This window comes from Seohaeicola zhoushanensis (genome assembly GCF_014656415.1).
Classification (GTDB): Bacteria; Pseudomonadota; Alphaproteobacteria; order Rhodobacterales; family Rhodobacteraceae; genus Seohaeicola_A; species Seohaeicola_A zhoushanensis.
This window is the reverse complement of record NZ_BNCJ01000001.1, coordinates 538,934-562,874: the sequence shown is the minus strand read 5'-3', so window position 1 is coordinate 562,874 and position 23,941 is coordinate 538,934. Positions and strand designations below refer to the sequence as shown.

At 67.3% G+C, this 23,941-nt stretch carries 26 protein-coding genes, 1 other RNA gene and 1 riboswitch; of the genes, 7 read left to right on the top strand and 20 right to left on the bottom strand.

Annotation, left to right across the window (positions count from 1 at the left end):
- Window positions 1–61: 61 nt before the first annotated feature.
- The 8 genes from IE266_RS02765 to IE266_RS02730 form a co-directional block, all read right to left on the bottom strand.
- Window positions 62–253, bottom strand: coding sequence for a hypothetical protein (locus IE266_RS02765; protein ID WP_189678502.1), 192 nt, complete (start codon window positions 251–253; stop codon window positions 62–64).
- 72 nt (window positions 254–325) lie between these two features.
- On the bottom strand, window positions 326–1,117 hold the full coding sequence (locus IE266_RS02760; protein ID WP_189678501.1) for an enoyl-ACP reductase FabI: 792 nt from the start codon (window positions 1,115–1,117) through the stop codon (window positions 326–328).
- A gap of 3 nt (window positions 1,118–1,120) precedes the next feature.
- Window positions 1,121–2,350: a beta-ketoacyl-ACP synthase I gene (gene fabB / locus IE266_RS02755; RefSeq protein ID WP_189678500.1), complete on the bottom strand. Its 1,230-nt coding sequence runs from the start codon at window positions 2,348–2,350 to the stop codon at window positions 1,121–1,123.
- 330 nt (window positions 2,351–2,680) lie between these two features.
- Window positions 2,681–2,983 (bottom strand): SH3 domain-containing protein, encoded by a 303-nt coding sequence (locus tag IE266_RS02750; protein ID WP_189678499.1) that lies wholly within the window; start codon window positions 2,981–2,983, stop codon window positions 2,681–2,683.
- Window positions 2,984–3,171: 188 nt separating this feature from the next.
- Complete coding sequence (locus tag IE266_RS02745) at window positions 3,172–3,609, bottom strand: molybdenum cofactor biosynthesis protein MoaE (RefSeq protein WP_189678498.1); 438 nt, start codon at window positions 3,607–3,609, stop codon at window positions 3,172–3,174.
- A gap of 1 nt (window position 3,610) precedes the next feature.
- Window positions 3,611–3,856, bottom strand: a complete 246-nt coding sequence (gene moaD, locus IE266_RS02740) for a molybdopterin converting factor subunit 1 (protein ID WP_189678497.1) — start codon at window positions 3,854–3,856, stop codon at window positions 3,611–3,613.
- A complete protein-coding gene (gene pgsA / locus IE266_RS02735; protein WP_189678758.1) occupies window positions 3,856–4,524 on the bottom strand; it encodes a CDP-diacylglycerol--glycerol-3-phosphate 3-phosphatidyltransferase in 669 nt (222 codons plus the stop codon). Before pgsA ends, moaD begins: the two co-directional genes overlap by 1 nt.
- Before the next feature lie 52 nt (window positions 4,525–4,576).
- On the bottom strand, window positions 4,577–5,278 hold the full coding sequence (locus tag IE266_RS02730) for a hypothetical protein (RefSeq protein WP_189678496.1): 702 nt from the start codon (window positions 5,276–5,278) through the stop codon (window positions 4,577–4,579).
- Window positions 5,279–5,444: 166 nt separating this feature from the next.
- Between IE266_RS02730 and rnpB the strand changes: the two genes are divergently transcribed.
- From rnpB to IE266_RS02715, 3 genes are all read left to right on the top strand, one after another.
- Window positions 5,445–5,839: RNase P RNA component class A (rnpB, locus tag IE266_RS02725), an RNA gene on the top strand.
- A gap of 177 nt (window positions 5,840–6,016) precedes the next feature.
- A complete protein-coding gene (locus tag IE266_RS02720; RefSeq protein WP_189678495.1) occupies window positions 6,017–6,391 on the top strand; it encodes a hypothetical protein in 375 nt (124 codons plus the stop codon).
- Between the two features lie 111 nt (window positions 6,392–6,502).
- A complete protein-coding gene (locus IE266_RS02715) occupies window positions 6,503–8,995 on the top strand; it encodes a GcvT family protein (RefSeq protein WP_189678494.1) in 2,493 nt (830 codons plus the stop codon).
- 154 nt (window positions 8,996–9,149) lie between these two features.
- Here the strand turns inward: IE266_RS02715 and trmB are convergent, their stop codons facing one another.
- Window positions 9,150–9,872 carry a tRNA (guanine(46)-N(7))-methyltransferase TrmB gene (gene trmB / locus IE266_RS02710; RefSeq protein WP_189678493.1) on the bottom strand — a complete coding sequence of 241 codons (723 nt, stop codon included), beginning with the start codon at window positions 9,870–9,872 and terminating at the stop codon, window positions 9,150–9,152.
- 206 nt (window positions 9,873–10,078) lie between these two features.
- On the opposite strand from trmB, the gene IE266_RS02705 reads away from it, so the two are divergent.
- Window positions 10,079–10,615: a GNAT family N-acetyltransferase gene (locus IE266_RS02705; RefSeq protein WP_189678492.1), complete on the top strand. Its 537-nt coding sequence runs from the start codon at window positions 10,079–10,081 to the stop codon at window positions 10,613–10,615.
- Here the strand turns inward: IE266_RS02705 and IE266_RS02700 are convergent, their stop codons facing one another.
- The 8 genes from IE266_RS02700 to miaB form a co-directional block, all read right to left on the bottom strand.
- Window positions 10,616–11,245 carry a COG3904 family protein gene (locus tag IE266_RS02700; protein WP_229863866.1) on the bottom strand — a complete coding sequence of 210 codons (630 nt, stop codon included), beginning with the start codon at window positions 11,243–11,245 and terminating at the stop codon, window positions 10,616–10,618.
- 11 nt (window positions 11,246–11,256) lie between these two features.
- Window positions 11,257–12,423, bottom strand: coding sequence for a methionine adenosyltransferase (gene metK / locus IE266_RS02695; protein ID WP_189678491.1), 1,167 nt, complete (start codon window positions 12,421–12,423; stop codon window positions 11,257–11,259).
- 4 nt (window positions 12,424–12,427) lie between these two features.
- Window positions 12,428–12,477, bottom strand: a riboswitch (SAM-SAH riboswitch).
- 9 nt (window positions 12,478–12,486) lie between these two features.
- Entirely contained in the window at window positions 12,487–14,010 is a 1,524-nt protein-coding gene (gene lnt / locus IE266_RS02690; protein WP_189678490.1) for an apolipoprotein N-acyltransferase, read from the bottom strand.
- Window positions 14,007–14,909 carry a hemolysin family protein gene (locus IE266_RS02685; RefSeq protein ID WP_189678489.1) on the bottom strand — a complete coding sequence of 301 codons (903 nt, stop codon included), beginning with the start codon at window positions 14,907–14,909 and terminating at the stop codon, window positions 14,007–14,009. Before IE266_RS02685 ends, lnt begins: the two co-directional genes overlap by 4 nt.
- Window positions 14,910–14,933: 24 nt before the next feature.
- Window positions 14,934–15,443, bottom strand: a complete 510-nt coding sequence (gene ybeY, locus IE266_RS02680; RefSeq protein WP_189678488.1) for an rRNA maturation RNase YbeY — start codon at window positions 15,441–15,443, stop codon at window positions 14,934–14,936.
- Window positions 15,444–15,448: 5 nt separating this feature from the next.
- The gene (locus tag IE266_RS02675; RefSeq protein ID WP_189678487.1) at window positions 15,449–16,456 is read right to left on the bottom strand and encodes a PhoH family protein; all 1,008 of its coding nucleotides are present in this window, start codon (window positions 16,454–16,456) and stop codon (window positions 15,449–15,451) included.
- 156 nt (window positions 16,457–16,612) lie between these two features.
- The gene (locus tag IE266_RS02670) at window positions 16,613–16,948 is read right to left on the bottom strand and encodes a hypothetical protein (protein ID WP_189678486.1); all 336 of its coding nucleotides are present in this window, start codon (window positions 16,946–16,948) and stop codon (window positions 16,613–16,615) included.
- Between the two features lie 273 nt (window positions 16,949–17,221).
- Window positions 17,222–18,538: a tRNA (N6-isopentenyl adenosine(37)-C2)-methylthiotransferase MiaB gene (miaB, locus tag IE266_RS02665; RefSeq protein ID WP_189678485.1), complete on the bottom strand. Its 1,317-nt coding sequence runs from the start codon at window positions 18,536–18,538 to the stop codon at window positions 17,222–17,224.
- A gap of 104 nt (window positions 18,539–18,642) precedes the next feature.
- Between miaB and IE266_RS02660 the strand changes: the two genes are divergently transcribed.
- Window positions 18,643–19,515, top strand: coding sequence for a hypothetical protein (locus tag IE266_RS02660; RefSeq protein WP_189678484.1), 873 nt, complete (start codon window positions 18,643–18,645; stop codon window positions 19,513–19,515).
- Window positions 19,516–19,566: 51 nt separating this feature from the next.
- Here the strand turns inward: IE266_RS02660 and IE266_RS02655 are convergent, their stop codons facing one another.
- Entirely contained in the window at window positions 19,567–20,358 is a 792-nt protein-coding gene (locus IE266_RS02655) for a phytanoyl-CoA dioxygenase family protein (protein ID WP_189678483.1), read from the bottom strand.
- 154 nt (window positions 20,359–20,512) lie between these two features.
- On the opposite strand from IE266_RS02655, the gene IE266_RS02650 reads away from it, so the two are divergent.
- Window positions 20,513–21,772, top strand: coding sequence for a D-amino acid dehydrogenase (locus IE266_RS02650; RefSeq protein WP_189678482.1), 1,260 nt, complete (start codon window positions 20,513–20,515; stop codon window positions 21,770–21,772).
- A gap of 6 nt (window positions 21,773–21,778) precedes the next feature.
- On the opposite strand, the gene irr is transcribed toward IE266_RS02650, so the two are convergent.
- Complete coding sequence (gene irr, locus IE266_RS02645; RefSeq protein WP_189678481.1) at window positions 21,779–22,201, bottom strand: Fur family transcriptional regulator Irr; 423 nt, start codon at window positions 22,199–22,201, stop codon at window positions 21,779–21,781.
- Window positions 22,202–22,387: 186 nt separating this feature from the next.
- Here irr and fabA point away from each other — a divergent pair, with 186 nt between their 5' ends.
- On the top strand, window positions 22,388–22,897 hold the full coding sequence (gene fabA, locus IE266_RS02640; RefSeq protein WP_189678480.1) for a bifunctional 3-hydroxydecanoyl-ACP dehydratase/trans-2-decenoyl-ACP isomerase: 510 nt from the start codon (window positions 22,388–22,390) through the stop codon (window positions 22,895–22,897).
- Window positions 22,898–22,910: 13 nt separating this feature from the next.
- On the opposite strand, the gene IE266_RS02635 is transcribed toward fabA, so the two are convergent.
- Window positions 22,911–23,939 (bottom strand): MBL fold metallo-hydrolase, encoded by a 1,029-nt coding sequence (locus IE266_RS02635; protein ID WP_189678479.1) that lies wholly within the window; start codon window positions 23,937–23,939, stop codon window positions 22,911–22,913.
- Window positions 23,940–23,941: the final 2 nt, after the last annotated feature.

Here is a 23,941-nt window from a genome sequence, read left to right as displayed (position 1 = left end):
TTGTCGGCGCGGAGAGTTGCACAGGACGGCAGGGCGCGAAAGATCCGATCGCGCCGGAGCCTCAGCGCGCGGGCTGGCTCTGCGTCGCGCTGACGGCATTCCCCCAGAGCAACCCGGTGATCCTCGGGTTGCTGAGAAGGGTACTCGCGATCAGCGCCATCGCGCCGATGGCAACCAGTCTCAGCACCCCGTTCAGCATAGCGCCGCGACGGTCGGGCATGTCCTGGCGTATGGATGTATCGATCTCGCTCATGCAGCCGGTATCGCCCCCGACTGTGGCCGCCGCGTGGCGAGCTTTGGGAATTATTCGGAGCGTCGCGCCCGATCAGATGAAATCGGGCTGCGGCATCCCCAGGACGTGGAAGCCCCCGTCCACCCGGATGATCTCGCCCGTGGTGAATTTCCCAGCGTCCGAAACAAGATAGACCGCCGTGCCCCCGACCGCCTCCAGCGTCGCATTGCTGCGCAGCGGCGCGTTCTGGTCGGTGAACTTGTAGGTCTTGCGCGCCCCGCCGATGGCCGCGCCGGCCAGCGTCTTCATCGGGCCCGGGCTGATCGCGTTCACGCGGATCTGATCGGGGCCGAGGTCGTTCGCCAGATAGCGCGTCGCCGCCTCCAGCGCCGCCTTGGCCACGCCCATCACGTTGTAGTTCGGCACCACCCGCTGCGAGCCCTGGTAGGTCAGCGTGATCAGCGTGCCGCCATTGTCCTTCATCAGCGGATAGGCGCGCCGCGCCACGTCGATGAAGGAATAGGCCGAGATATCCATCGAGTTCTTGAAGTTCGCCCGCGTTGTGTTCAGGAACCGCCCGGTCAGTTCGGACTTGTCCGAGAAGGCGATGGCATGAACCACGAAGTCGATGGTCGGCCAGCGTTCGCCCAGCTGCGCGAAGGCGGCGTCCAGCGAGGCGTCGTCGGTCACATCGACATCCACCATGAAATCCGATCCGACACTTTCGGCCAGCGGCTTCAGCCGGCTGCCGAAGGCCTCGCCCTGGTAGGTAAAGGCCAGCTCGGCCCCCGCCTCGTGCATCGCCTTGGCGATCCCCCAGGCGATGGAGCGGTCATTGGCCACCCCCATGATGAGGCCGCGCTTGCCCTTGAGTTGCTCGCTCATGTTTTACCCGTGATATCTGGACAGGATCATCGACCCGTTGGTGCCGCCGAAGCCGAAGGAATTGGTCATCACAGAGTCGAGACCCGCGTTCTCGACATGGGCGGTGGCAATCTCTTCCGGCTTCAAGGCCGGGTCCAGCGTCTCGACGTTGATCGAGCGGGTGATGAAATCGCCATCCAGCATCAGCAGGCTGAAGATCGCCTCCAGCGCGCCGGCCGCGCCCTGCGCGTGGCCGGTCATCGACTTGGTCGAGCTGATCGGCGGCGTGCTGCCCTCGCCGAAGACCCGGCGCACCGCCATGACCTCGCCCACGTCGCCCACCGGCGTCGAGGTGCCATGCGCGTTGATATAGCCGACCTTGCGGCCCTGCGGCAGCGTCGACAGCGCCAGCCGCATCGCCCGCTCGCCACCCTCGCCACTGGGTGCCACCATGTCGTGGCCGTCGCTGGTGGCGGCATAGCCGGTCACCTCGGCATAGATCTTGGCGCCGCGCGCCTTGGCGTGCTCCAGCTCCTCCAGCACGACGATGCCGCCGCCGCCCGAGATCACGAACCCATCGCGGTTGGCGTCAAACGCCCGCGAGGCCTTCTCCGGCGTGTCGTTGTATTTCGACGACATCGCGCCCATCGCATCGAACAGGCAGGACAGCGTCCAGTCCAGCTCCTCACCGCCGCCGGCGAACATCACGTCCTGCTTGCCCATCATGATCTGCTCGGCCGCATTGCCGATGCAATGCAGCGAGGTCGAACAGGCCGAGGTGATCGAATAGTTGATGCCCTTGATCTTGAAGGCGGTCGAGAGGTTCGCCGAGATTGTCGAGGACATGGCTTTCGGCACCGCAAAGGGCCCGATCCGCTTGGTCGCGCCGCTCGACAGCACCGTCTGATGCGCGGCGAAGATCGCGCTGGTCGACGGCCCGCCCGACCCGGCGACAAGGCCGGTGCGCGGGTTGACGATATCGGCCTCGTCCAGACCGGCATCGGCAATCGCCTCGTTCATGGCGATATAGGCATAGGCCGCCCCCGGCCCCATGAAGCGCAGCGCCCGCTTCTCGACATGCTCGGTCACGTCGAGCTTGAGCGTGCCGGCAACCCGGCTGCGGAACCCGTGCTCGGCCATTTCCTCCGAGGCCACGATCCCGCTCTTCCCTGCCTTGAGGGCGGCGATGACCTCGTCCCGGTTGTTGCCGATGGAGGATACGATTCCCAGACCTGTAACGACGACGCGGCGCATAAGCGCTCTCCTCTTCTGCCTTTGCCCTGTGTAGGCCAGCGGGGCAGCGGGGTGCAACCACCTAGCGCGGGGCGCGAAAACCCATTCTCCTGGCCGCCACCGTTTTCCGGCGCGGAAAACGGCCGAATTCCTGCGAGGAATTCGCGCCAGCGGAGAGGTGCCCCGTTTTCCTCGCAGGAAAACGAACCGAAATCCTCGCAGGATTTCGCCCGCCCGGCGCTTTCGCGCCCTCCCCCGCGCGGCGGGCGCTCCCTCGCAAGCTTCGCCTCACCGTAGGGTGCGCATTCATTGCGCACCCTCCCGCGTGTCCCTCGACAAGCCCCCCTCCGGTCATCGCTTCCGCAGATAGGTCCAGGACACCCAGCCCTTCATCCCCCGTGCCTGGTCGAGCGCGACCCGGCACCAGCGCGTGCTGCCGGTCTGGGTGCACTCCTGCACCTGCAACACCGTGCCGTTCGGCAGGCCGAGCACCACCACGTATCCGGTCCCCGGCCCGGCGCGCATCTTGAGGAAGTCATCCGCCTCGACGCCATGCACCTCGTAACGCCCCATCGACGCCGCCCAAGCCGGGCCGCCGCCAAGTACCGCCCCCAGCCCGGCCACCACGACCGCCGCGAAAATCCTGCTGCGCATTGTCTTCTCCTGCTTCTGCCTCAGAGCGGATTCTAGGGGCCGCCCGCCCGAAAGAAAACGGCCCTCGCAGGGCGGGATCACCCCCGCCGCCACGGCCCGGAATCGAGGTAAAACCGGTGTCCCGGATTCACTCCCCGAAAATACACAACGATTACAATTGGTTGGATAGCGTCCTAGCTGGGACGCTTTCACCAGCGGGTCAGGGCGTCCTCGTCGTCACCCTTCGCGGCCACCCATTCCGACCCGTCGGCCCGGTATTCCTTCTTCCAGAAGGGGGCCCGAGACTTGAGATAGTCCATCAGGAATTCCGCCGCCTCGAAGGCCGCCTTGCGATGGGCCGAAGCGGTCGCCACCATCATGATCCGCTCGCCGGGGACCAGCTTGCCGAAGCGGTGGATCACAAGCACATCCGCCAGCGACCAACGCTCCACCGCGGCCCGCGCGATCTCCTCCAGCGCTGCCTCGCTCATGCCCGGATAGTGTTCGATCTCCATCGCCGCCAGCCCGTCGCCAAGGTCGCGCACCACGCCCGAGAAGGTCACGACGGCACCGATGCCGGGTGCCCGCCCGAAGGCCTCGGCCTCGGCGCCGAGATCGAAGGGCGCGGACTGCACCACCACCCGCACCTCAGCCCCCGGTCATCGGCGGGAAGAAGGCGACCTCGCGCACCCCCGCCAGCGGCGCGTCGAAATCGGCCAGCTTCTGATCGACAGCCACGCGCAACGCCTTCAGGTCGGCGAAGGCCGCCTCGTAGCGCGGCTCGCGCGCCCGCAGTTCTTCGACCAGCCCGGCCACCGTGGTGGCAACGGTCTCGACCCGCTCCCTCGGCAGCCCGATCCGCTCGCGGACCCAGGCGAAATACAGAACCTCCATCAACGCACCTCCTTCAGATGCGGCAGCGCCTTGCGGAAGTAATCATAGCCCGTCACCAGCGTGAGGCCAGCCGCGATCCAGAGCAGCCACAATCCGGCCCGCCCGGACCACTCCACCGCCTTCGCCGTCCAGCGCAGCCCCTGCGGGTCGGGCATCCGCCCGGTGAGGATCGCGTCGAACTGCTCGGGGTCGATCCCCCACGAGGCGACGCCGAGATGATGCTCGAAGATCCCCTGGCTGAACAGCACCGCGATCGCCACCATCTGCGCCGTCGTCTTCCACTTGGCGAGCTTGGTCACCTTCAGCGTGCCCGAGACATTGCCCAGGTATTCGCGCAGGCCCGAGACGAAGACCTCGCGGAACAGGATCATCGTGGTCGGCAGCACCAGCCAGGGCGACATCGAGGAATAGCCGAGGATCACGCTCAGCGCGATCACCACCATCGCCTTGTCGGCGATCGGGTCAAGCATCGCGCCCATCCGGGTTTCCTGCTTCCACATCCGCGCGAGATAACCGTCGAACCAGTCGGTGATCGCCGCGCCAAGGAACAGCACCAGGGCGAACCAGTCGGCATAGGGCCGCGCGAAGAACAGGAACATCACCGCGAGGCCGGGCGCGGCCAGCAGGCGCAAAGTGGTCAGCAGAGTCGGAATGTTCATCCTTGGCATGGCCGAGGCATAGCCTTTCGCCCCAGCCAAGGAAAGAGGCGCCGCGCCATGCTCAGGCCGCGATACCCAGCGCCTTCAACGCCTTCCGCACGGCATCGCCAAGGTTCTTGGCGCGGATGTCCGAGATCCAGCTGTCGTTCGAGCGCTTGATGGTCTCGATCCGCCGCTGTTCCACCTGGGCCAGCGCGACAATGCGCGCGTGGGCCTTCTGCAACCGCGCCAGCGGCGCGCGCAGCGACTGGACGCCCGCCAGCAGCCGCGCGGCTCCGGGGCCGCCGGTATCCCGCACCGCCGCGGCGCAAGCGCGTTCGGCGGCCCTCTGGGCCTCGGCGATCTGCACGAGTTCCTGTTCCTGCCGGCCCGACTCGGCGATCAGCAAGGCACAGTCCAGCAACCGGCAGCGCAATTCGCAATCGTGGTTCAGCAGCGCGCTGAGATAGGCGTCGCGCGCCTTCTGCGCCTCCGGCGACTCCTCGCCGTATTCGCCAAGCGCCGTCCACCAGCGGCCCCAGGTCTCGGTCGTCTGGGACCGGACCGCCTCGAACCGGCTTTCGGCGACCTCGGCGGTGGCGCGCGCCCGCGCGCGAAGCAGCCGCGCCAGTCGGCGCGCCTCGCGTTCCGCTCCGGGCAGCGACGGCTCGGGCCCGGCCGCGGCGCCGAGCAGGCGGCGCACATCGTCCAGCAGGCCGCCCTTGGGGCTGTAGTATCCGTGCTCCCTGCCCAGCCTCGACAGGGCGACTTTGAGGTCGGTCATGGTCGTCTCCCGCAAGTCGCGGCGCGGGCGAGTGAGCCCGGCGCCGGTATTACCCCATCGCCTCAGACTAGGCCGAAACGGGTGCCCCGGTCTGTGAAACAGGTCACACATGCCCGCGTCGCAGCCGCTTGACCCGCGCCCCTGCGCCTGTCAAAGCAATGCCCGCGCGGAGGGCCGGATGGCCGCGGGGGGCAACCTCCGAGGAAAGTCCGGACTCCGGAAGGCAACGGTGCCGGGTAACGCCCGGGCGGGGAAACCCGACGGAAAGCGCCACAGAGAACAGACCGCCCCGGTCCGCCGGGGTAAGGGTGAAACGGTGGGGTAAGAGCCCACCGCGCCCCTGGCAACAGGGGCGGCACGGCAAGCCCCACCGGGAGCAATGCCGAATAGGACCCCCGCGCGGGACAGGTCCCTTCGGGGATACCGCCGCTAGGCACGCTTTCGCCGAGAGGGGTCGGGTTGGCAGCTAAAGGTGCATGGCAACATGCACCGTAGAGGAATGGTCATCGAACGGCGGGCAACCGCCGGGAACAGAATCCGGCTTACAGGCCCTCCGCGCAGCCTGACCCGGTGACCTTCCCAACCGTCTCCCGCATTTGACGGTTCCGTCCGGCGAATTTAACCGTACGGATAGATTACAAATTAACTACTTATCGCTGAATTGCACCAAACAGGCCGCATTCCTGCCGGGTTTCAGGAGCAAATTATGCCAAATTATCAGCTATCGGAGTAAGCGCCTTGGGCAAGCTCGCATTTTTGTCTTTCTGTTCAGTTGCGTTTCTCATTGTTATGGGCATCGACTTCGCCCAGCAGCGCGGGCTGGCTCACGGATCCTTTGGTCCGGGCGAATATTTCTACACCATCAAGAAGCGCATCGGGCTTGGCGCAGAAACCTACGCCGCTGCCACCGACGAAGGACAGACCGCTACGGGGCGTCAGAAACAAGACCTGCCCGCTTCAGGCGTGGGCCGCACCGTCCTCGGCAAGGTCGTAGCGGGCACAGATTCGGTCGGCGATGTGGCAAACGCCAAGGATCAGCCCCCGATCGTCAACCGTCCGGCCGGCAAGGTGTCGAATTGTGGCGCAGGCAAGTTCTGCGGCGCAGGCAACTGACCCGCGGCTGACCTGCCCATGTCGCATTCCGGCTGCGACGTGTCGGGCGGGCTCCCCAAGCATTTCGCATAGGCGCTATTGAGAGGGGGAAACCTGACGGAGTCGCCCCTTATGAAGAGCCATGTCAAAGCACTTGTCGTCGGCGGTGGCGCCGTCGGCACGGCCATCGCCTATCACCTCGCCCGCGGCGGCTGGGACGACGTGATGCTGCTGGAACGCGACGAGCTGACCTCAGGGTCGACCTGGCACGCCGCCGGCCTGCTGCCGCTCTTCAACATGAGCTATGCCACCACCCATATCCACAAGTATTCAGTCGACTTCTACAAGACGCTCGAAGCCGAGACCGGGCTGAACGCCGGTTTCTCGGTGGTCGGCAACCTGCGCATGGCACAGACCGACGCGCGGATGGACGAATACATGCTCTACGCCTCGACCGCCGAGACCTGCGGTGTGCCCTTCGAATGGCTCAGCCCGAAGGACATCAAGGACCGCTGGCCGCTGGTGCGCACCGAGGACCTCAAGGGCGCGATCTTTCACCCGACCGATGGCTACATCAACCCGGCCGACGTGACGATGGCGATGGCCAAGGGCGCCCGCCAGCGCGGCGTCACCATCGAGCGCCGCTGGCAGGTCGACGGCTACGAGTGGACCGGCTCGGAATGGCGCGTCACCGTGACCAAGATGGTCGAGCAGGGCGGCAACCTCGTCCCCTCTGACGAACGCCAGGTCATCACCGCCGAACATGTCGTCACCGCCACCGGCAACCACGCCCAGCGCACGGCGCGCCTGCTGGGCATCAAGATCCCGGCGATCCCGGTCGAGCACCAGTATATCGTCACCGAACCCGACCCGGCGCTGGTGGAATGGCGCAAGACCAACCCTCAACACCCGGTCCTGCGCGATGCCGATGCCAAGTGGTATGTCCGCGAGGAGCGCGGTGGCTGGATCCTGGGTCCCTACGAACAGGGCGCGCCGGCGCGGTTCCTCTATGACGTGCCGGAGTCCTTCCGTGCCGATCTCTTCCCGCTGGACCTCGAGCGGATCGAAGAGGAATACATGTCGATGATCCACCGGATCCCGACCTCGGAACATGTCGGCCTCAAGGACGATTTCAATGGCCCGATCTGCTATACGCCCGACGGCAACCCGCTGGTCGGCCCGGCGCCGGGGCTGCGCAACATGTGGCTCGCCGAAGGTTTCTCCTTCGGCATCACCGCCGCCGGCGGCACAGGCTATTACCTCGCCCAGCAGATGATCGAGGGCGAGGCCGAGATCGACATGGCCAGCCTCGACCCCAAGCGCTACGGCTCGTGGGTGACGACCGAATACGCGGCGCGGAAGAACGAGGAGTGCTACGCCCACGTCTTCATCCTGCACCACCCGGACGAGGAACGCGAAGCCTGCCGCCCGCTGCGCACCGCGCCGGTCTATGACCGCCAGAAGGCGCTCGGCGCGCAGTTCGGTCAGGTGAACGGCTGGGAGCGGCCCAACTACTATGCGCCGCAGGGCTTCGACGATCACGCGGCCCGCAGCTTCCGGCGCGGCGGCTGGTGGCAATATGCCGTGGACGAGGCGAAGGCGATCCGCGAGGGTGTCGGCCTGATCGACGCCACCGCCTTCACCAAGCACCGCGTCTACGGGCCGGGCGCAACCGCCTTCCTCGACCACTTCACCTGCAACAAGCTGCCCAAGGTCGGGCGGATCAACCTGACCTACGCGCTGACCTCGGCGGGGACGACGCGGACGGAATACACCATCGTGCGCAAGGGCGAGGACGACTACTACCTCGTCTCGGCCGGCGCCTGGACCGCCTATGACGCCGACTTCCTGACCAAGGCCGCCGAAGATCACATGAAGGCGGGCGGCGGCTTTGTCGTGATCCAGGACGTGACCACGCAATACGGGGTCTTCGCGGTGGCCGGGCCGAAGTCGCGCGACCTGCTCAAGGAGCTGATCCGCGACGCCGCGCCCGAGACGGCGCTGTCGAACAAGCGGTTCCCCTGGCTCTCGGCGCGGGAGATCGAGCTGGGCATGGTGCCGGTCACCGCGATCCGGGTGGCCTATACCGGCGAACTGGGCTGGGAGCTGCACCACCCGATCGAGATGCAGGCCCACCTCTGGGACCGACTGATGGAGGCCGGCGAGAAATACGGGCTGAAGCTGGTGGGCGCGCGGGCGCAGAACTGGCTGCGGCAGGAGAAGAGCTATCGCGCCTTCGGGACCGAGCTGGGCCGCGACGCGACCCCGCTGGAGGCCGACCTGCCGCGTTTCGTCGACCTGGCGAAGGAGTTCAACGGCAAGGCCGCGATGGAGGCGAAGGGGATCCGCAGCAAGTGCGTGACCCTGCTGATCGACGGGCCCGCGGATGCCGACCCCTGGGGCCGCGAGGCGCTCTATGACGGCGAGACCCGGGTGGGGCGTCTCACCTCGGGGGGCTATTCGGTGGTCTTCGGCAAGTCGATCGGGATGGGCTACGTCACACCCGAGGTCGCGGTCGTGGGCAAGAAGCTGAAGGTGAAGATGCTGAACCGGCTGTGGGAGGCCGAGATCGTCGAGGACAGCCCCTACGACCCGAAAAACGAGGCGATCCGCAAGGACGGGTGAGCGCTGCGGGCGGCGGGGTTCAGCCCGCCGCTCCCCTCTTCATCAAGTGTCCCAGCTGGGACGGGGGGTCAAGCATCTGATTTTGCGTATATTTTTGGAAGTGACTTTCCGGGACACCGGAATCGGGCCCCTCCGTCCCCGCGTTGGGGCAGGCCTAGAGGCGGCGGAAGGTCAGGTAGTGCGGCACCCGGCCCTCGCGCAGTGCCTTCTGTTCGTAGCGGGTCGAGATCCAGTCGGACCAGGGTTTGCGCCAGTCCTCGGGGCTTTCGGCAAGCCATTCGAAACCGGCCTTCGGCACCTCTTCGAGCGTCTGACGGACATAGTCGGGAATATCCGTCGCCACCCGGAAGATCGCGCCGGGGCGCAGCACCCGCGCCAGCGGTTCGAGGTAGCCCGGATTGACGAAGCGGCGGCGGTGGTGGCGCTTCTTGGGCCAGGGATCGGGGTAGAGCAGGAAGGCACGGTCGATGCTCGCCTCGGGCAGCACGTCGAAGAGATCGCGCACGTCGTTCGGATGCACCGCAAGGTTGCTCACCCCGGCGGCGCGGATCTTGCCCAGCAGCATGGCCACGCCGTTGATGAAGGGCTCGGCCCCGATGATGCCGACATCGGGGTTGCTCGCGGCCTGGTGCACCATGTGCTCGCCGCCGCCGAAGCCGATCTCGAGCCAGACCGGACGGCCACCGAAACGGGCGCCGAGGTCGAGCGGGATGCGGTCGGGATTCTCTTCCCAGCTCACCGCACCGGGCGAGAGCGGCGCCAGATCCTCGGACAGGTAGACACGCTGGCTGGCTTTCAGGGTCTTGCCCCGGGTGCGGCCGTAGAAGTTGCGGAACGGGCGGTCGGCGGGCGAGTCTTCGGGCTTGTCATCGGTCATGGCGTCGGGCGGCCTTCGGCTTTCTTGGGAGCGGCGCTGTCCTAGCGGCTTGGCGCGGCTGCGGCAAGGGCGGGATCCGGCCGAATTGACGGTACGTCCGTTAACGAACCGGCTTGAAACCCCCGCCGGTCAGTTTATCTACGCCGCAACGCAGCATTGCCGGCAAGGACGTCGCGCAAGAGGTCTGCGGTCACGAGGTTGGCAAGATGTTCGGATTTTCCCGCAATTCGCTGTTCCGCAAGACCCGCGGCGGTGTCGCGGTCAATCATCCTTCGGGGGTGTCCATCGTCCTGCGCACCCTGGGGCGCGGCGATCAGCACCTGCTGGCCGAGCACCTGCGGCGGCTCTCGCCGGATGACCGGCGCACGCGCTTCTTCCACCAGATGGGCGACGAGGCGATCCAGACCTATTGCGAACGCATCAACTGGAAGGACGCCTTCATCGTCGGCGCATTTGTCGAGGGCGAGCTGCGCGGCGCCGGAGAACTGGTGCCCGAGGGCGGCGAAGGCGGCGGCGAGATCGCGGTGACGGTGGAGCAGGAATGGCGCCACGCGGCGCTTGGCCGGATCCTGGTGGCCGCCCTTCTGGTGGTGGCCGAAGGACGCGGCCTGCCCTCGGCCCGGCTGTTCTTCCTGCGCGAGAACTCGGCCATGCGCAAGCTGGTGGCCGACATCGGCGCGCGGCTCAGCGCGGCCTCGGGCGTAACCGAGGCCAAGGTCGAGTTCCGGCCCAACCCGCAGTGATCACTCGGTAAGAACGCCCCCGGCCAGCAGCTCGGCGCGGCTGGGGCGCCAGACCTCGGACTGAGGGTCGCGGATCGTCTCTATGGCAAAGGCCGGATCGACCCCGCGCGAGATCAGGAAGCGGAGGTTGGCATAGACCTCGGCCTGGGTGTCGAGATACATCCACGACGCAAAGTCGAAGGGCGTGTTCCAGCCCTGCATCTCGCGCTCGGTCTCGTAGTACGAGGCGATGTTCTCGGCCGACCAGTAGACCTGGTGGAAGCCGATGCGCGAACCGCGCGACATGGCGCGTTTCGTGCCGCCCAGCAGGATGGTCACGCAGGAGCTGTCGCAATCGCCGTGGACCTCGGTATCGAGCTCGAAGTCGATCACGATGTCCTTGATCTGGGCGGCGGCATAGACCTCGCCCCCGGAGGAATTGAGCCGCAACGTGGTGATGCCCGGATTGGCGCGCAGCAGTTGCAGCAGGACGGCAACGTCTTCAGAGACGATGCCGCCGCTTTCCTCGGGTCCGGGCGCTTCGGTGTCGTAGACCAGGGTCGCACCGTCGAGGCGGAACTTGCCGCCCGAGGGCTGCGCCAGCAGGGGCGCAGCCACCAGAAGGGCCAGGACCGTCAGAAGCGACCGCATAACCGCCAGGATCAGACCGCGCGTTTCAGCGCTTCGACCAGGTCGGTCTTTTCCCAGCTGAAGCCGCCCTCTTCGTCCGGCGTCCGGCCGAAGTGGCCATAGGCCGCCGTGCGCTGGTAGATCGGGCGGTTCAGGTGCAGGTGTTCGCGGATCCCGCGCGGCGAAAGGTCCATGACCTGGCCGACGGCGCGCTCGATCTCCTCGGGCGAGACCTCGCCAGTGCCGTGGGTATCGACGTAGATCGAGAGCGGCTGGCTCACGCCGATTGCATAGGAGAGCTGCAGCGTGCATTTCTCGGCCATGCCGGCGGCGACCACGTTCTTGGCGAGGTAGCGCGCGGCATAGGCGGCGGAACGGTCGACCTTGGTCGGATCCTTGCCCGAGAAGGCGCCGCCGCCGTGGGGGGCTGCACCGCCGTAGGTGTCGACGATGATCTTGCGGCCGGTGAGGCCGGCGTCACCATCAGGGCCGCCGATCACGAACTTGCCGGTGGGGTTCACGTGCCAGACGGTCTCCGGGGTGATCCAGCCCATCGGCAGAACTTCGCGGATGTAGGGCTCGACCACGTCGCGCACGTCGCCCGAGGTCATCGACGCATCGAGGTGCTGGGTCGAGAGCACGATCGAGGTGACGGCGACGGGCTGGCCGTTCTCGTAGCGGATCGACAGCTGCGACTTGGCGTCGGGGCCGAGGCGCGGCTCTTCGCCAGACTTGCGGACCTCGGCCAGGCGGCGGAGGATCTTGTGGGCATACTGGATCGGCGCCGGCATCAGCTCGGCGGTCTCGGTCGTGGCGTAGCCGAACATGATGCCCTGGTCGCCTGCACCCTCGTCCTTGTTGCCCGAGGCATCGACGCCCTGGGCAATGTCGGCGGACTGCGCGTGCAGGTAGTTGTCGACCTTCAGATTGGCCCAGTGGAAGCCCTTCTGTTCATAGCCGATGTCGCGGACGCATTCGCGCGCGATCTCCTCGACGCGTTCGATGACGCTGCCGGGGCCGCGCACCTCGCCGCCGATCACCACGCGGTCGGTGGTGGCAAAGGTCTCGCAGGCGACGCGGGAATGCGGGTCCTCGGAGAGGAAGGCGTCGAGAACGGCGTCGGAAATCCGGTCGCAGACCTTGTCGGGGTGGCCCTCGGAGACGGATTCCGAGGTGAAGACGAACTTGGTGCGGGCCATAAAGTGCTCCATTGATGAATATCGCGCCACGCCAGGAAGCCGTTGTGACGCGCTTGTAACGGGTTACGCGTGTGGGGCCGCAGGGTCAATGACAGAACGCGTGCGGCGGCGGAGGTAGAGCGCCAGGAGGAGCAGGCCGAGCAGCAGCAGGAACGGCCTGTCGCCGAGGCGGGAATAGAGTGTCGGTGCGAAGGGGGCGGGCATGGCGACGTCGATGAAGCCGCCGGCGCCAAGCGGAAGGCTGTCGACCACGCGGCCGCGCGGGTCGACAAGGGCGGAGATGCCGGTATTGGCCGAGCGCACCAGCGGCAGGCCCTGCTCGATCGCGCGCATCCGGGCCTGGGCGAGGTGCTGGTAGGGGCCGGAGCGGGTGCCGAACCAGGCGTCGTTGGTGACCTGCAGCAGGAAATCGGCGCGGCCCGGCACGTTGCCGGCATCGCGGGCGAAGACCGCCTCGTAGCAGATCAGCGGCACCGCGCGGCCAAGCGGGCCGAAGTCGAGCAGCTGCGGGCCGGGACCAGCGCTGAAACCGTCGCCGAAGCGGACCGCGAGGCCGGTGATGCCGGCGCGTTTCGCCAGGCCCGAGAGCGGGATGTATTCGCCGAAGGGCACCAGGTGGTGCTTGTCGTAGATCCCGGCCAGCGCGCCGGTGCCGTCGAGACGGATCAGCGAGTTGTACCAGCGGCCGTCCTCCCAGCGCTGGATGCCGGTTGCCACCTCGGCCCCGCGTGCAGCCAGCGCGATCATCTCGAGCGCCTGCCCCGCCTCGTCAAGCAGCGCGGGCACGGCGGTTTCGGGCCAGACCACCAGGTCGGGGCGCGGCTCGGCGGCGGTATAGCCGACCTGGCGCTGGAAATGGGCGGCGATGCGGTCGCGATCCCATTTCTCGTCCTGGGGGATGTTGGGCTGGATGATGCGCACGGTGCGGCCGGTGGTGGCGACCTCGGGCAGCGTGACATGCGCGCCCAGCGCAAGGCCGAGCGCCGCGAGCGCGGGCAGCAGCGCCAGCCCCGCGCGCGGCAGGCGCAGGAGGGGCAGCAGGCCCAGCGGCAGGACCGCCGCCAGCGTGGCGAGGTTCAGCCCGATGGGGCCGGTCCAGGCCAGCAGGGCGGCAAGCGGCGTGTCGATCCAGACCTGACCGGGCGCGGCCCAGGGAAAGCCGGTAAAGACATAGGCGCGCAACGCTTCGGCGGCGGTCCAGGTCACGACAAGCGCGGCCACGCGGCCCGCCCCGGCCCGCGCCATCCGGGTGGCGGCCCAGAAGGCCGCGCCCCAGAACAGGGCCAGACCGCCGCACATGAAGGTCACGGCGAAAGGGGCCATCCAGCCATCGCGGGCGGCATCGACGAAGAAGGGCTCGACGATCCACGTCAGCGCGCGGGCGAACCAGGCGGTGCCGAAGACCCAGCCGACCAGCGCCGCGTCGCGGGGCCGGTCCGAGCCGTTCAGCAGCAGCGGCAGCACCGCCAGACCGGCGACCGAGACCCACCAGAACCCCCAAGGCGCCAGGCCATAGGCCGCGGCGACCCCGCACAGGGCGGCGAGCCCCAGCCGCAGCCAGAGCGGCCAGGACGCCGCTGGGCTCATTCCGCCTTCTGCGGCAGGCGTACCCGCAACCGCTTGATGCGGCGGGGGTCGGCGTCGATTACCTCGAACTCGGGGCCGTCGGGGTGCGTCACCACCTCGCCCCGCGCCGGCACCCGGCCCGAGAGCATGAAGACCAGCCCACCCAGCGTGTCGATCTCTTCCTCGTCCACCTCGTCATGCGCGGTGAGCGACTGGCCGATCTCGGCCTCGAACTCTTCCAGCGGGGTCTTGGCCAGCGCGATATACTGGCCCGGTTTTTCCTTGACCCAGGTCTGGTCCTCGTCGGTGTCGTGTTCGTCCTCGATCTCGCCGACGACCTGTTCGATCAGGTCCTCGATGGTCACCAGCCCGTCGACCCCGCCGTATTCGTCGATCACCAGCGCCATGTGGCGGCGTTCGGTCTGCATCTTCGCCAGCAGCACGCCCAGCGGCATGGACGGCGGCACGAAAAGCAGCGGTCGCAGCAGCGCCGCGACGTCGAAGGGGGTCGACCCGCCGTTGAAGCCGTGGGTCAGGGCGAAATCCTTGAGGTGGATGAAGCCGAGCGGCGTATCCAGCGTGCCCTCGTAGACCGGCACCCGGCTCATCCCGCTTTCGCGGAAGACACGCACGAGTTCGTCCTTTGTCACGCTGTTGGCCACGGCGACAATGTCGGCAGTGGGGATGGCCACGTCCTCGACCCGCATCCGGCGCAGGTTCATCATGCCCTTGAGCGGTTCGGCCGTCAGGCGGCCACGCGGGGCTTCGTCCGGCTCGTCCTCGCTGGGCGAGAGCGCTTCGAGGATGCGGCCGAAAAATCCGGACCGTTCTTCCGTTTGCTCGGGGGGGTCTTCGGCAAGACCCTGTTCGTCGAGCGCGCGCGGTTGCGCGGCGCTAGAACTGCCGTCTGAATCTCCCATCAATCCTTCGTCCAAAACGACCCGTCAGGGCCCATCAGAAATAGCATATGGGTCCGGCAGACCCATTTTGCCAAGTATAGTTTTTTCGAGGCCTTCCATCAACGCGGCATCGGCCTCGGTTTCGTGATCATATCCGAGCAGGTGCAGCGTGCCATGCACGATCAGATGCGTCACATGATCGCTGGGCGGCTTGCCCTGTTCCTCGGCCTCGCGGATGCAGGTTTCCCAGGCCAGCGCGATGTCGCCGAGCGGGATGGTGCCGTCGGGATCGGCCTCGGGCGGCAGCGGGTCACCGCCGGGGTCGTCGGGGCCGAGATCCTCGGCAGGCCAGCTCAGCACGTTGGTCGGCTTGGCCTTGCCGCGATAGTCGGCGTTCAGCACGGCGATGCGCGCGTCGTCGCAGGCCAGCAGCGCGATCTCGCAGACCTCCGGGTCGAGCCCGAGATGGGCGAGCGTGGCCTCGGTCGCGCGTTCGACGACCGCCGGGAGGCCAAAGGCCGCCCAGCGGTCGTCGTCGGTAACGATGTCGATCACTTGCGCTAGGTCCGTCCGCTGTCGGCCTCGTAGGCCTCGATGATCGCGGCGACCAGCGGGTGGCGCACCACGTCCTTGGAGGTGAAGTAGTTGAAGCTGATCTTGGGGATCGACTTCAGCAGGCGCTCGGCGTCGGCAAGGCCCGAGTCGACGTTCTTGGGAAGGTCGATCTGGGTGCGGTCGCCGGTGATGACCATGCGGCTGCCCTCGCCCAGGCGGGTAAGGAACATCTTCATCTGCATCTGGGTGGCGTTCTGCGCCTCGTCTAGCACCACGAAGGCGTTCGACAGGGTGCGCCCGCGCATGAAGGCGAGCGGCGCGATCTCGATGCGCTTTTCCTCTATCAGCTTGGCCAACTGCTTGCCGGGCAGGAAATCGTTCAGCGCGTCGTAGAGCGGCTGCATGTAGGGATCGACCTTGTCCTTCATGTCGCCGGGCAGGTAGCCGAGCTTCTCGCCGGCCTCGACCGCCGGGCGGGACAGGATGATCTTGTCGACCTCGCCCGAGATGAACATGGTCACGCCGACCGCCACCGCGAGATAGGTCTTGCCGGTGCCCGCCGGGCCGATGCCGAAGGCCAGCTCGTGGTCGAACAGCGCCTTGACATAGGCCTTCTGCGCCTCGGTCCGGGGTTCGACGGATTTCTTGCGGGTCTTGATCTCGTATTTGCCGCCGCGGAACATCTCGAGCTGGCTGCCAGGTTCGTCGGCCTCGGCCACCGAGCCCATGCGGAATTCGCGGTCGATGTCGCCGCTTTCGAGGCTGCGGCCGGATTCGAGGCGGGCATAGAGCGCGCGCAGGATCTGGGCGGCCTGGTCGCGCGAGGCCTCTTCGCCGTGGATCACGAGGACGTTGCCCCGCCGCACGATCTGCACGGAGAGCTTGGTCTCGATGTCGGCCAGGTTGCGGTCGTATTCGCCGCAGAGGTCGATCAACAGGCGATTGTCGGGGAACTCGAGTTGCACCTCCGCAGAGGGCTGCGGCTTCGGGGGGGTCAAGGCGCCAATGGCCAATCCGCTCTCCTGTACTCAGTCACTGTCTGAATCGTGCCAAGTAAAGGCCGCAGGTGCAAGCGCTAGCTGGCAGGAAGGCGGATAAGGGAGCGAATTTTGGCCGGAGCGACCTCAGCGCGGCAGGATGCGGGCCGATGACGGCCCGCATGGCGGCGCTCAGTAGCTGCGCGCGCGCAGCCGCGGGTTGTGATACTTGGGCGACTCGTTGAAGACGCGGATCATCTCGGCCTTCATGCCCTCGGGGTTGTCGACCAGCGAGGCGTCGCGGCAGATCCGCTCGCCGATGGCATGGGCGCTGGGATAGTCGTAGCCGACCTTGATCAGGCTGTCGATGAACACCGGATTGGCGCGGTCCCAGATCACTTCCTTCCACGGGCCGCGGAAGCAGCTCACGTAGATGACCGGCGGTTCGGCCTTGGAGCCGCCGCCCCCGGCGATGGCCGGCGAGGCGAAACCGGCGAGTGCCGCAAGTGCGATAGCCAGATGTTTCATAACAATACCCCAGAAAACGAAAGCAGCATTCCGCGGCAGTGCCTTCCGCTGGCAGGCGGATCTTGGGGCTCTGCCGAGTTCTGCCGGACATGGTACGACCGATCCGGGCAAATGACCAAGATTTTTGGGCCATTGTCGACGGCTGGGAATTAATGACACGATTTCAGCGCGGTTGCGCCAAAATCGCGCCTTTCGGATGCCATATTCTCGCCGTAATTCGACGACGAACGGCACGAATCGCCCGCCGGAGCGGCGCGTCGGCCAGACCGGCAATCAGGCGATGAGGTCGCCCGAGAGCGAGTTGGTGCCGGAACCCGTGATGCGGACACGGCGCAGGTCGCCGGGAGCGATGCCCTCGGCGTTGACGTGGACCGCGTGGAGATAGTCGGACTTGCCGGTCATCTGGCCGGCGAACTTGCCCGGCTTCTCGAACAGCACGCCGACCTCGCGGCCGACCATGCTGTCCTGCGCGGCGCGCTGCTGGCGGGCGATCAGCGCCTGGATGCGGTAAAGGCGGTCGTCCTTCTCGGCCTCGGACATCTGCGCGCGCTCGGCGGCGGGGGTGCCGGGACGGGGCGAATACTTGAAGGTGAAGGCAAAGCCGTAATCGACCGCCTCGATCAGGTCGAGCGTGGCCTGCACATCCTCCTCGGTCTCTTCCGGGAAGCCGGCGATGAAATCGCCCGACATCAGGATATCGGGGCGGGCGGCGCGGATGCGTTCGATCAGGCGGATATACTGTTCGGCGGTATGGCCCCGGTTCATCCGCTTGAGGATGCGGTCCGATCCGGACTGCACCGGCAGGTGCAGGTAGGGCATCAGCTTCGGCTCCTCGCCGAAGGCGGCGATCAGGTCGTCGGCCATGTCGTTGGGATGCGAGGTGGTGAAGCGGATGCGGGCCAGGCCGTCGATCTTCGCCAGTTCGCGGATCAGCCGGGCCAGCGACCAGTCGCCGCCCTCGCCCGCGCCGTGATAGGCGTTGACGTTCTGGCCCAGCAGGGTGAGTTCGCGAACGCCCCGGTCGACCAGGTCGCGGGCCTCGTCGAGGATGCGCGCAGCGGGGCGCGAGACCTCGGCGCCCCGGGTATAGGGCACGACGCAGAAGGCGCAGAACTTGTCGCAGCCTTCCTGCACGGTGAGGAAGGCGGTCGGCCCGCGCGCGGCGCGGGGCCGGCGGTTCAGGTGGTCGAACTTGTCTTCCTCGGGGAAATCGGTGTCGAGCGCCCGCGCCCCGGCGCGCGTCTGCGCCTCCAGCTCGGGCAGGCGGTGATAGCTCTGCGGGCCGACAACCAGATCGACCAGCGGCTGGCGGCGCATGATCTCGGCGCCCTCGGCCTGGGCGACGCAGCCGGCAACGCCGATCTTGAGATCGGGTTTCGCCTCTTTCAGATCGCGCAGGCGGCCCAGCTCGGAATAGACCTTCTCCGCCGCCTTCTCGCGGATATGGCAGGTGTTGAGCAGGATCAGGTCGGCCTCGTCGGCACGGTCGGTCTGGTCGTAGTCCTTCAGGGATTCGGCCATGCGCTCGCTGTCGTAGACGTTCATCTGGCACCCATAGGTTTTGAGGAACAGCTTCTTGCGGGCGGTCATGGGTGCGGGATCTCCTGCGGTCGGCGGGGGCGGCTCGCGCCTTGCAATACAGGCGCAATTAACCGAATCTGGCGAAGATATCCAGCCGCAGCCGGGACAGACCGTTGAGCCAGCCGCATCCTTCTCTCGACGCCTTCCTCGCGGGCCAAGCGGGGGCGCTGGCCAAGGGGCCGGTGGCGCTGGTCTTCGTCGAGGACGAGGTCGAGGTTGAGACCACGCTGCGCCACCACCTCGACTGCGGCTTTCGCAGCGTGCTGGCGCTGATGCCCGACGCCTTTGCGCTGGCCGAGGATGTGGCGAAGAGGGTGCAGCGGATCAGCTTCGAAACGACGCAGCCCGATGCGCTGTTCGAGGCAGTGAACCGGGTGATCGAGGCGGCGCCGGGGGCCTGGCTCTATTACTGCTACAACGCGGAATACCTGTTCTTTCCTTTCTGCGAAAACCGCACCGTGGGCGAGATGCTGGCCTTTCACGCCGAAGAACGGCGCGAGGCGATGCTGACCTATGTGATCGACCTTTACGCCGACGACCTGGGCGCCTGCCCCTCGGCCGTTTCGCTCGACCGCGCGCATCTCGACCGGTCGGGTTACTACGCGCTGGCGCGGCGGGATCCAGCCACCGGCAAGGCGCGCGACCGACAGCTCGACTTCTTCGGCGGGCTGCGCTGGAGGTTCGAGGAGCATATCCCCAAGGGCAGCCGCAAGATCGACCGGATCTCGCTGTTCCGGGCGCGCCCCGGCCTGCGGCTGCTGGGCGACCACACCTTCAACGACCAGGAATTCAACACCTACGCCTGCCCCTGGCACCACAACCTGACGGCGGCAATCTGTTCCTTCCGCACGGCAAAGGCGCTGAAGCGCAACCCGGGGTCGACCTTCGACATCCGCAGTTTCCGCTGGCACAACTCGACGCCCTTCGAGTGGCACTCGCGCCAGCTGCTCGACCTCGGGCTGATGGAACCGGGGCAGTGGTTCTGAGCGTGACGGCGGGGCCGGGCGAAATTCCCTGAAGGGATTCGCCTCCCGGCGTCAGCGGAGCATCGGGAACCAGTCCTCGCGCAGCCGCTGGCCCGCCACCATGCCATGCCCCGGATAGGGCGGCGAGGTGCGGCCCGGCCGTTCGACATAGCGCGCATCGTCGCCCACCAGTCTCAGCGAGAAGGCGCGGCGGCGGTTGGCCGAGGTATTGCCGCGCGCGCCATGCAGGGTGCGGTAGTCGAAGGCTACGGCGTCACCGGGCTGCATCTCGTATTCGACAATGGTCATGCCTTCCTTCTCGGGGTCGGGCACCGGCATGTAGTCCTCGATCCCCTCGAAGAAGGGAGTCTCGGCGGCCCAGCGCGTCGGCAGCACCTCCTTCTCCCAGCGGTGCGAGCCAGCGACGCAGCGCAGCGTCGCCTCGCGCACCGGGTCGAGCGGGGCCCAGAAGCTGACGGTCTGGCGGCCCGAGACGAAGTAGTAGGGGCTGTCCTGGTGCCAGGGCGTGGCCATCGAGGTGCCGGGCTCCTTGACCAGCACGTGGTCGTGGAACAGCTGGACATGCTGCGACCCCATCAGATCGGCGGCGACCTCGGCGGCGGGGCTTTCGCGGATCACCTTTTCGAAGGCGGGGATGCGGTCCCAGTTGCAGTAGTCGTCGAAGAAGCGGCCGCTCTCGCCGGCGCGCTTGTTTTCGGAGGCATAGGGGCCGGGTTCGGCCATGTTCTGGGCGATGCCCTCGCGCAGGGCCTCGACGTGGTCGGCAAAGAGGCCGCGGATCAGCACGACGCCGTCGCGCTGGTAGGCCTCGATATCGGCGGGGGTGACGAGGGGGTGCGGCATGGGTCGGCCTCCGGTTCGGTGCGTTCTGCTGCCTTGGTAATCGACTCCTTGCGCGTTGAACATAACCGGATTGCAGCCCGGGCATGTCGCCCCGCTTGAGTTGTCTGTGGCCCCGCGCCATGCTGACCCAAAACGCGGGACAGGGAAAAGTCGCATGAAAGTCGTCGTGATGGGAGCCGGGGTGATCGGCGTGACCACCGCCTATTACCTGGCGCGGCAGGGGGCCGAGGTCACCGTGCTCGACCGCCAGCTCGGGCCGGGACTGGAGACCAGCTATGCCAACGCGGGCGAACTGTCCTACGGCATGACCTCGCCCTGGGCGGCGCCGGGCATCCCGATGAAGGCGGTGAAATGGCTGTTCATGAAACGCCGGCCGCTGTTCATCTGGCCGCTGATCAGCCCGACCATGTGGGCCTGGGGCTGGCAGATGCTGCGCAACTGCAACGACGAGGCTTATCGCGTCAACAAGAGCCGGATGGTGCGGGTCTCGAACTATTCGCGCGACGTGATGCCCGACCTGATCGCCGAGACAGGGATCGAATACGACGGCCGCGCGCAGGGCACGCTGCAGCTGTTCCGCACCGAGAAGCAGCTGAAGGGCTCGAAGGCCGACCAGGAGATCCTCGCGGAATACGACAGCCCCTACGAGGTGCTCGACCCCGAGGGCTGCATCGCGGTGGAGCCGGCGCTGGCGGCGGTGCGCGACAAGTTCGTCGGCGGGCTGCGGCTGACCGCCGACCGCACCGGCGATTGCCGGATGTTCACCGTGGCGCTGGCCGAGCGCTGTGCCGAGATGGGGGTCGAGTTCCAGTATGGCCAGTCGATCCGCTCCATCGCGGTCGAGAACAACAAGGTTGTGGGCGTCGATACCGAGATCGCCGGGCGGATCACCGGCGATGCCTATGTCTGCGCGCTGGGCAGCTTCGGGCCGAAAGTGCTGAACCCGATCGGGATCCGTCTGCCGGTCTACCCGGTCAAGGGCTACTCGGTCACGCTGCCGGTGACCGATGACGCGATGGCGCCGCAGTCGACGATCATGGACGAGACGCACAAGGTGGCGGTGACCCGGCTGGGCGACCGCATCCGCGTGGCAGGCACCGCCGAGATCGCCGGCTATTCCGGGCGGCTGGGGCCACATGCGACCGATACCGTGCGCTACGTGATCTCGGACCTCTTCCCCAAGGGCGGCGATGTGTTCAGGGCCGAGGGCTGGACCGGCCTGCGCCCGATGACGCCGGACGGCACCCCGGTGCTGGGGCCGTCGCGCTATGCGAACCTGTTCCTGAACACCGGGCACGGCACGCTCGGCTGGACCATGGCCTGCGGCTCGGGCCGGGCGGTGGCGGACGTGGTGCTGGGCAAGAAGCCGGAGATCTCGCTCGAGGGCATCACCGCCGAGCGCTACGGGGTCTGAGCGCGCTCAGTCCTTACGGCGGCGCAGGCGGATGACCACCTCGACCGAGGCGATCTCGGCGCCCTCGGGGGCGTCGGGGAACCGCGAGATCACCAGCTGGTCGGAGGGCGCGTCGGTCAGCTGGCCGTCGTCCTCCCAGAAGAAATGCGGGTGCTGGCGGGTGTTGGTGTCGAAGTAGCTGCGCGAGCCGTCGACGGTGACTTCCTGCATCAGCCCGGCCTCGCAGAAGGCGCGCAGCGTGTTGTAGACGGTGGCGAGCGACACCGGCGCGCGGCGGGCGCGGGCGGCTTCGAACAGGCTCTCGGCGGTGACGTGGCGGTGCTGGCCATCGCCGACCAGCAATTCCGCCAGCGCCAGGCGCTGACGCGTCGGGCGCAGGCCGGCCTTGCCCAGCCAGTCGGTGGCGAATTTGCTTGGTTTGGCCGTCATGCCTTGGCTCTCGCGTATTACTTGCGGGTTAATATAGGGCCGGATGGTACCCGGATTCAATTGATATTCATTTGCAATTCCGCCCGGGCCGGAATCCGGCCCGTCCAGCGTGGCCTTGCAGGACCGGTCCCGCGGGTGCTAGATCGGTTCGATATCAACGCGATCAAGGGCAGGAGACGCGCGCAGATGGCCGGATACCCCACCAGCTTCGACAAGGAAGCGCTTCTGAAATGCGCACGCGGCGAGTTGTTCGGGCCGGGCAACGCGCAGCTTCCCGAGCCGCCGATGTTGATGATGGACCGGATCACCGAGATCAGCGGCGACGGCGGCCTGCACGGCAAGGGCCATGTGGTGGCCGAGTTCGACATCAACCCCGACCTGTGGTTCTTCTCCTGCCACTTCCCCGGCAACCCGATCATGCCAGGCTGCCTGGGCCTCGACGGTCTGTGGCAGCTGACCGGCTTCAACCTCGGCTGGCGTGGCTGGACCGGCCGCGGCTATGCACTGGGCGTGGGCGAGGTGAAACTGACCGGCATGGTGCGGCCCGACCGCAAGATGCTGACCTACAAGGTGGATTTCACCAAGGCGATCCAGACGCGCCGGCTGACCATGGGCGTGGCCGACGGCATCGTCGAGGCCGATGGCGAGGTGATCTACCAGGTCAAGGACATGAAGGTCGCGCTCAGCGAGAGCTGATGTAGGGCGGGGTTCACCCCGCCGCGCCCTGCCCCGCCGGGTTCCAGACTTCTCCCGCGTGCAGCGCCCGGAATCGTTCCGGCGCGATGCCGCGCGCCGCCAGTGCCGCCGCCAGCGCCTGGGGCGGCGCCTCGCGTTCCTCGTTCGTGAGCTGGAAGGTGCCCCAGTGGTGGCCGATCGCCGCCTCGGCGCCGCAGCGCAGGAAACCCTCGACCGCCTCGGCCGGGTCCTGGTGCTGGGGCGACATGAACCAGCGCGGCTCGTAGGCGCCGACCGGCAGGATCGCAAGGCGCAGCGGCCCGTGACGGCGCACCACCTCGTAGGGGCGGCCCCGGTCGAAACCGGTGTCGCCGATGAACAGTATCCGTCCCGCCGGCCCCTCGATGGTCATCGAGGCCCAAAGCGCCATGGCCCGGTCGCGGGTGCCCCGCGCCGACCAGTGGTGGCAGGGGTCGAGGTGTACCGTCAGCGGCCCGGTGGGTACCGCCGCGCCCCAGTCATGCGCGCTGACCCGGATGCCGGGCACAAGCCGGCGCAGCAACGTGTCGTTGCCGAGCGGCGTGATGACCTGCGGCGTATGCGCGGCCTGCAGGCGGCGCAACGTGATCGTGTCGAGGTGGTCGTAGTGGTTGTGCGACAGCAGCACGAGGTCGATCTTCGGCAGGTCGTCGAAGGCGATGCCCGGCTGCGTCACCCGCTTCGGCCCCGCGAACTGCACCGGCGAGGCGCGCTCGGACCAATGCGGATCGGTCAGGATGTTGATCCCGGCCGTCTGGATCAGCAGCGTGGCATGGCCCACCATCGTCACGCGCAGGTCGTCGACGCGCGCCTCGGGCCGGGTGCCCTGGTGCGGGCTGGTCACCTGCTGCGGCCAGCGGGCGCGGGTGTCCTTGCCGAACTGCCAGCGCAGCAGGGCGCTGAAGCCGTTCAGCGGGTGGCCGCCGGGGTTGTGGAAACGGCGGCCGTCGAAGTGGTCGGAGACCGGGCCGTCGTAATAGGGGTTGGCGCGGGACAGGGCCCGGCGGATGCGCGGTTGTGCCATGC

What these genes read in the sequence shown, in the direction of transcription:
- metK (WP_189678491.1), bottom strand. Translation starts at nt 12,423, where the DNA reads ATGGCCCGCACCAAGTTCGTCTTCACCTCGGAATCCGTCTCCGAGGGC.
- IE266_RS02685 (WP_189678489.1), bottom strand. Translation starts at nt 14,909, where the DNA reads ATGGGAGATTCAGACGGCAGTTCTAGCGCCGCGCAACCGCGCGCGCTC.
- IE266_RS02760 (WP_189678501.1), bottom strand. Translation starts at nt 1,117, where the DNA reads ATGAGCGAGCAACTCAAGGGCAAGCGCGGCCTCATCATGGGGGTGGCC.
- IE266_RS02765 (WP_189678502.1), bottom strand. Translation starts at nt 253, where the DNA reads ATGAGCGAGATCGATACATCCATACGCCAGGACATGCCCGACCGTCGC.
- fabB (WP_189678500.1), bottom strand. Translation starts at nt 2,350, where the DNA reads ATGCGCCGCGTCGTCGTTACAGGTCTGGGAATCGTATCCTCCATCGGC.
- IE266_RS02655 (WP_189678483.1), bottom strand. Translation starts at nt 20,358, where the DNA reads ATGCCGCACCCCCTCGTCACCCCCGCCGATATCGAGGCCTACCAGCGC.
- IE266_RS02730 (WP_189678496.1), bottom strand. Translation starts at nt 5,278, where the DNA reads ATGACCGACCTCAAAGTCGCCCTGTCGAGGCTGGGCAGGGAGCACGGA.
- IE266_RS02635 (WP_189678479.1), bottom strand. Translation starts at nt 23,939, where the DNA reads ATGGCACAACCGCGCATCCGCCGGGCCCTGTCCCGCGCCAACCCCTAT.
- irr (WP_189678481.1), bottom strand. Translation starts at nt 22,201, where the DNA reads ATGACGGCCAAACCAAGCAAATTCGCCACCGACTGGCTGGGCAAGGCC.
- IE266_RS02650 (WP_189678482.1), top strand. Translation starts at nt 20,513, where the DNA reads ATGAAAGTCGTCGTGATGGGAGCCGGGGTGATCGGCGTGACCACCGCC.
- miaB (WP_189678485.1), bottom strand. Translation starts at nt 18,538, where the DNA reads ATGACCGCCCGCAAGAAGCTGTTCCTCAAAACCTATGGGTGCCAGATG.
- IE266_RS02700 (WP_229863866.1), bottom strand. Translation starts at nt 11,245, where the DNA reads ATGCGGTCGCTTCTGACGGTCCTGGCCCTTCTGGTGGCTGCGCCCCTG.
- IE266_RS02670 (WP_189678486.1), bottom strand. Translation starts at nt 16,948, where the DNA reads ATGAAACATCTGGCTATCGCACTTGCGGCACTCGCCGGTTTCGCCTCG.
- IE266_RS02705 (WP_189678492.1), top strand. Translation starts at nt 10,079, where the DNA reads ATGTTCGGATTTTCCCGCAATTCGCTGTTCCGCAAGACCCGCGGCGGT.
- pgsA (WP_189678758.1), bottom strand. Translation starts at nt 4,524, where the DNA reads ATGCCAAGGATGAACATTCCGACTCTGCTGACCACTTTGCGCCTGCTG.
- IE266_RS02750 (WP_189678499.1), bottom strand. Translation starts at nt 2,983, where the DNA reads ATGCGCAGCAGGATTTTCGCGGCGGTCGTGGTGGCCGGGCTGGGGGCG.
- fabA (WP_189678480.1), top strand. Translation starts at nt 22,388, where the DNA reads ATGGCCGGATACCCCACCAGCTTCGACAAGGAAGCGCTTCTGAAATGC.
- lnt (WP_189678490.1), bottom strand. Translation starts at nt 14,010, where the DNA reads ATGAGCCCAGCGGCGTCCTGGCCGCTCTGGCTGCGGCTGGGGCTCGCC.
- moaD (WP_189678497.1), bottom strand. Translation starts at nt 3,856, where the DNA reads ATGGAGGTTCTGTATTTCGCCTGGGTCCGCGAGCGGATCGGGCTGCCG.
- trmB (WP_189678493.1), bottom strand. Translation starts at nt 9,872, where the DNA reads ATGACCGATGACAAGCCCGAAGACTCGCCCGCCGACCGCCCGTTCCGC.
- IE266_RS02715 (WP_189678494.1), top strand. Translation starts at nt 6,503, where the DNA reads ATGAAGAGCCATGTCAAAGCACTTGTCGTCGGCGGTGGCGCCGTCGGC.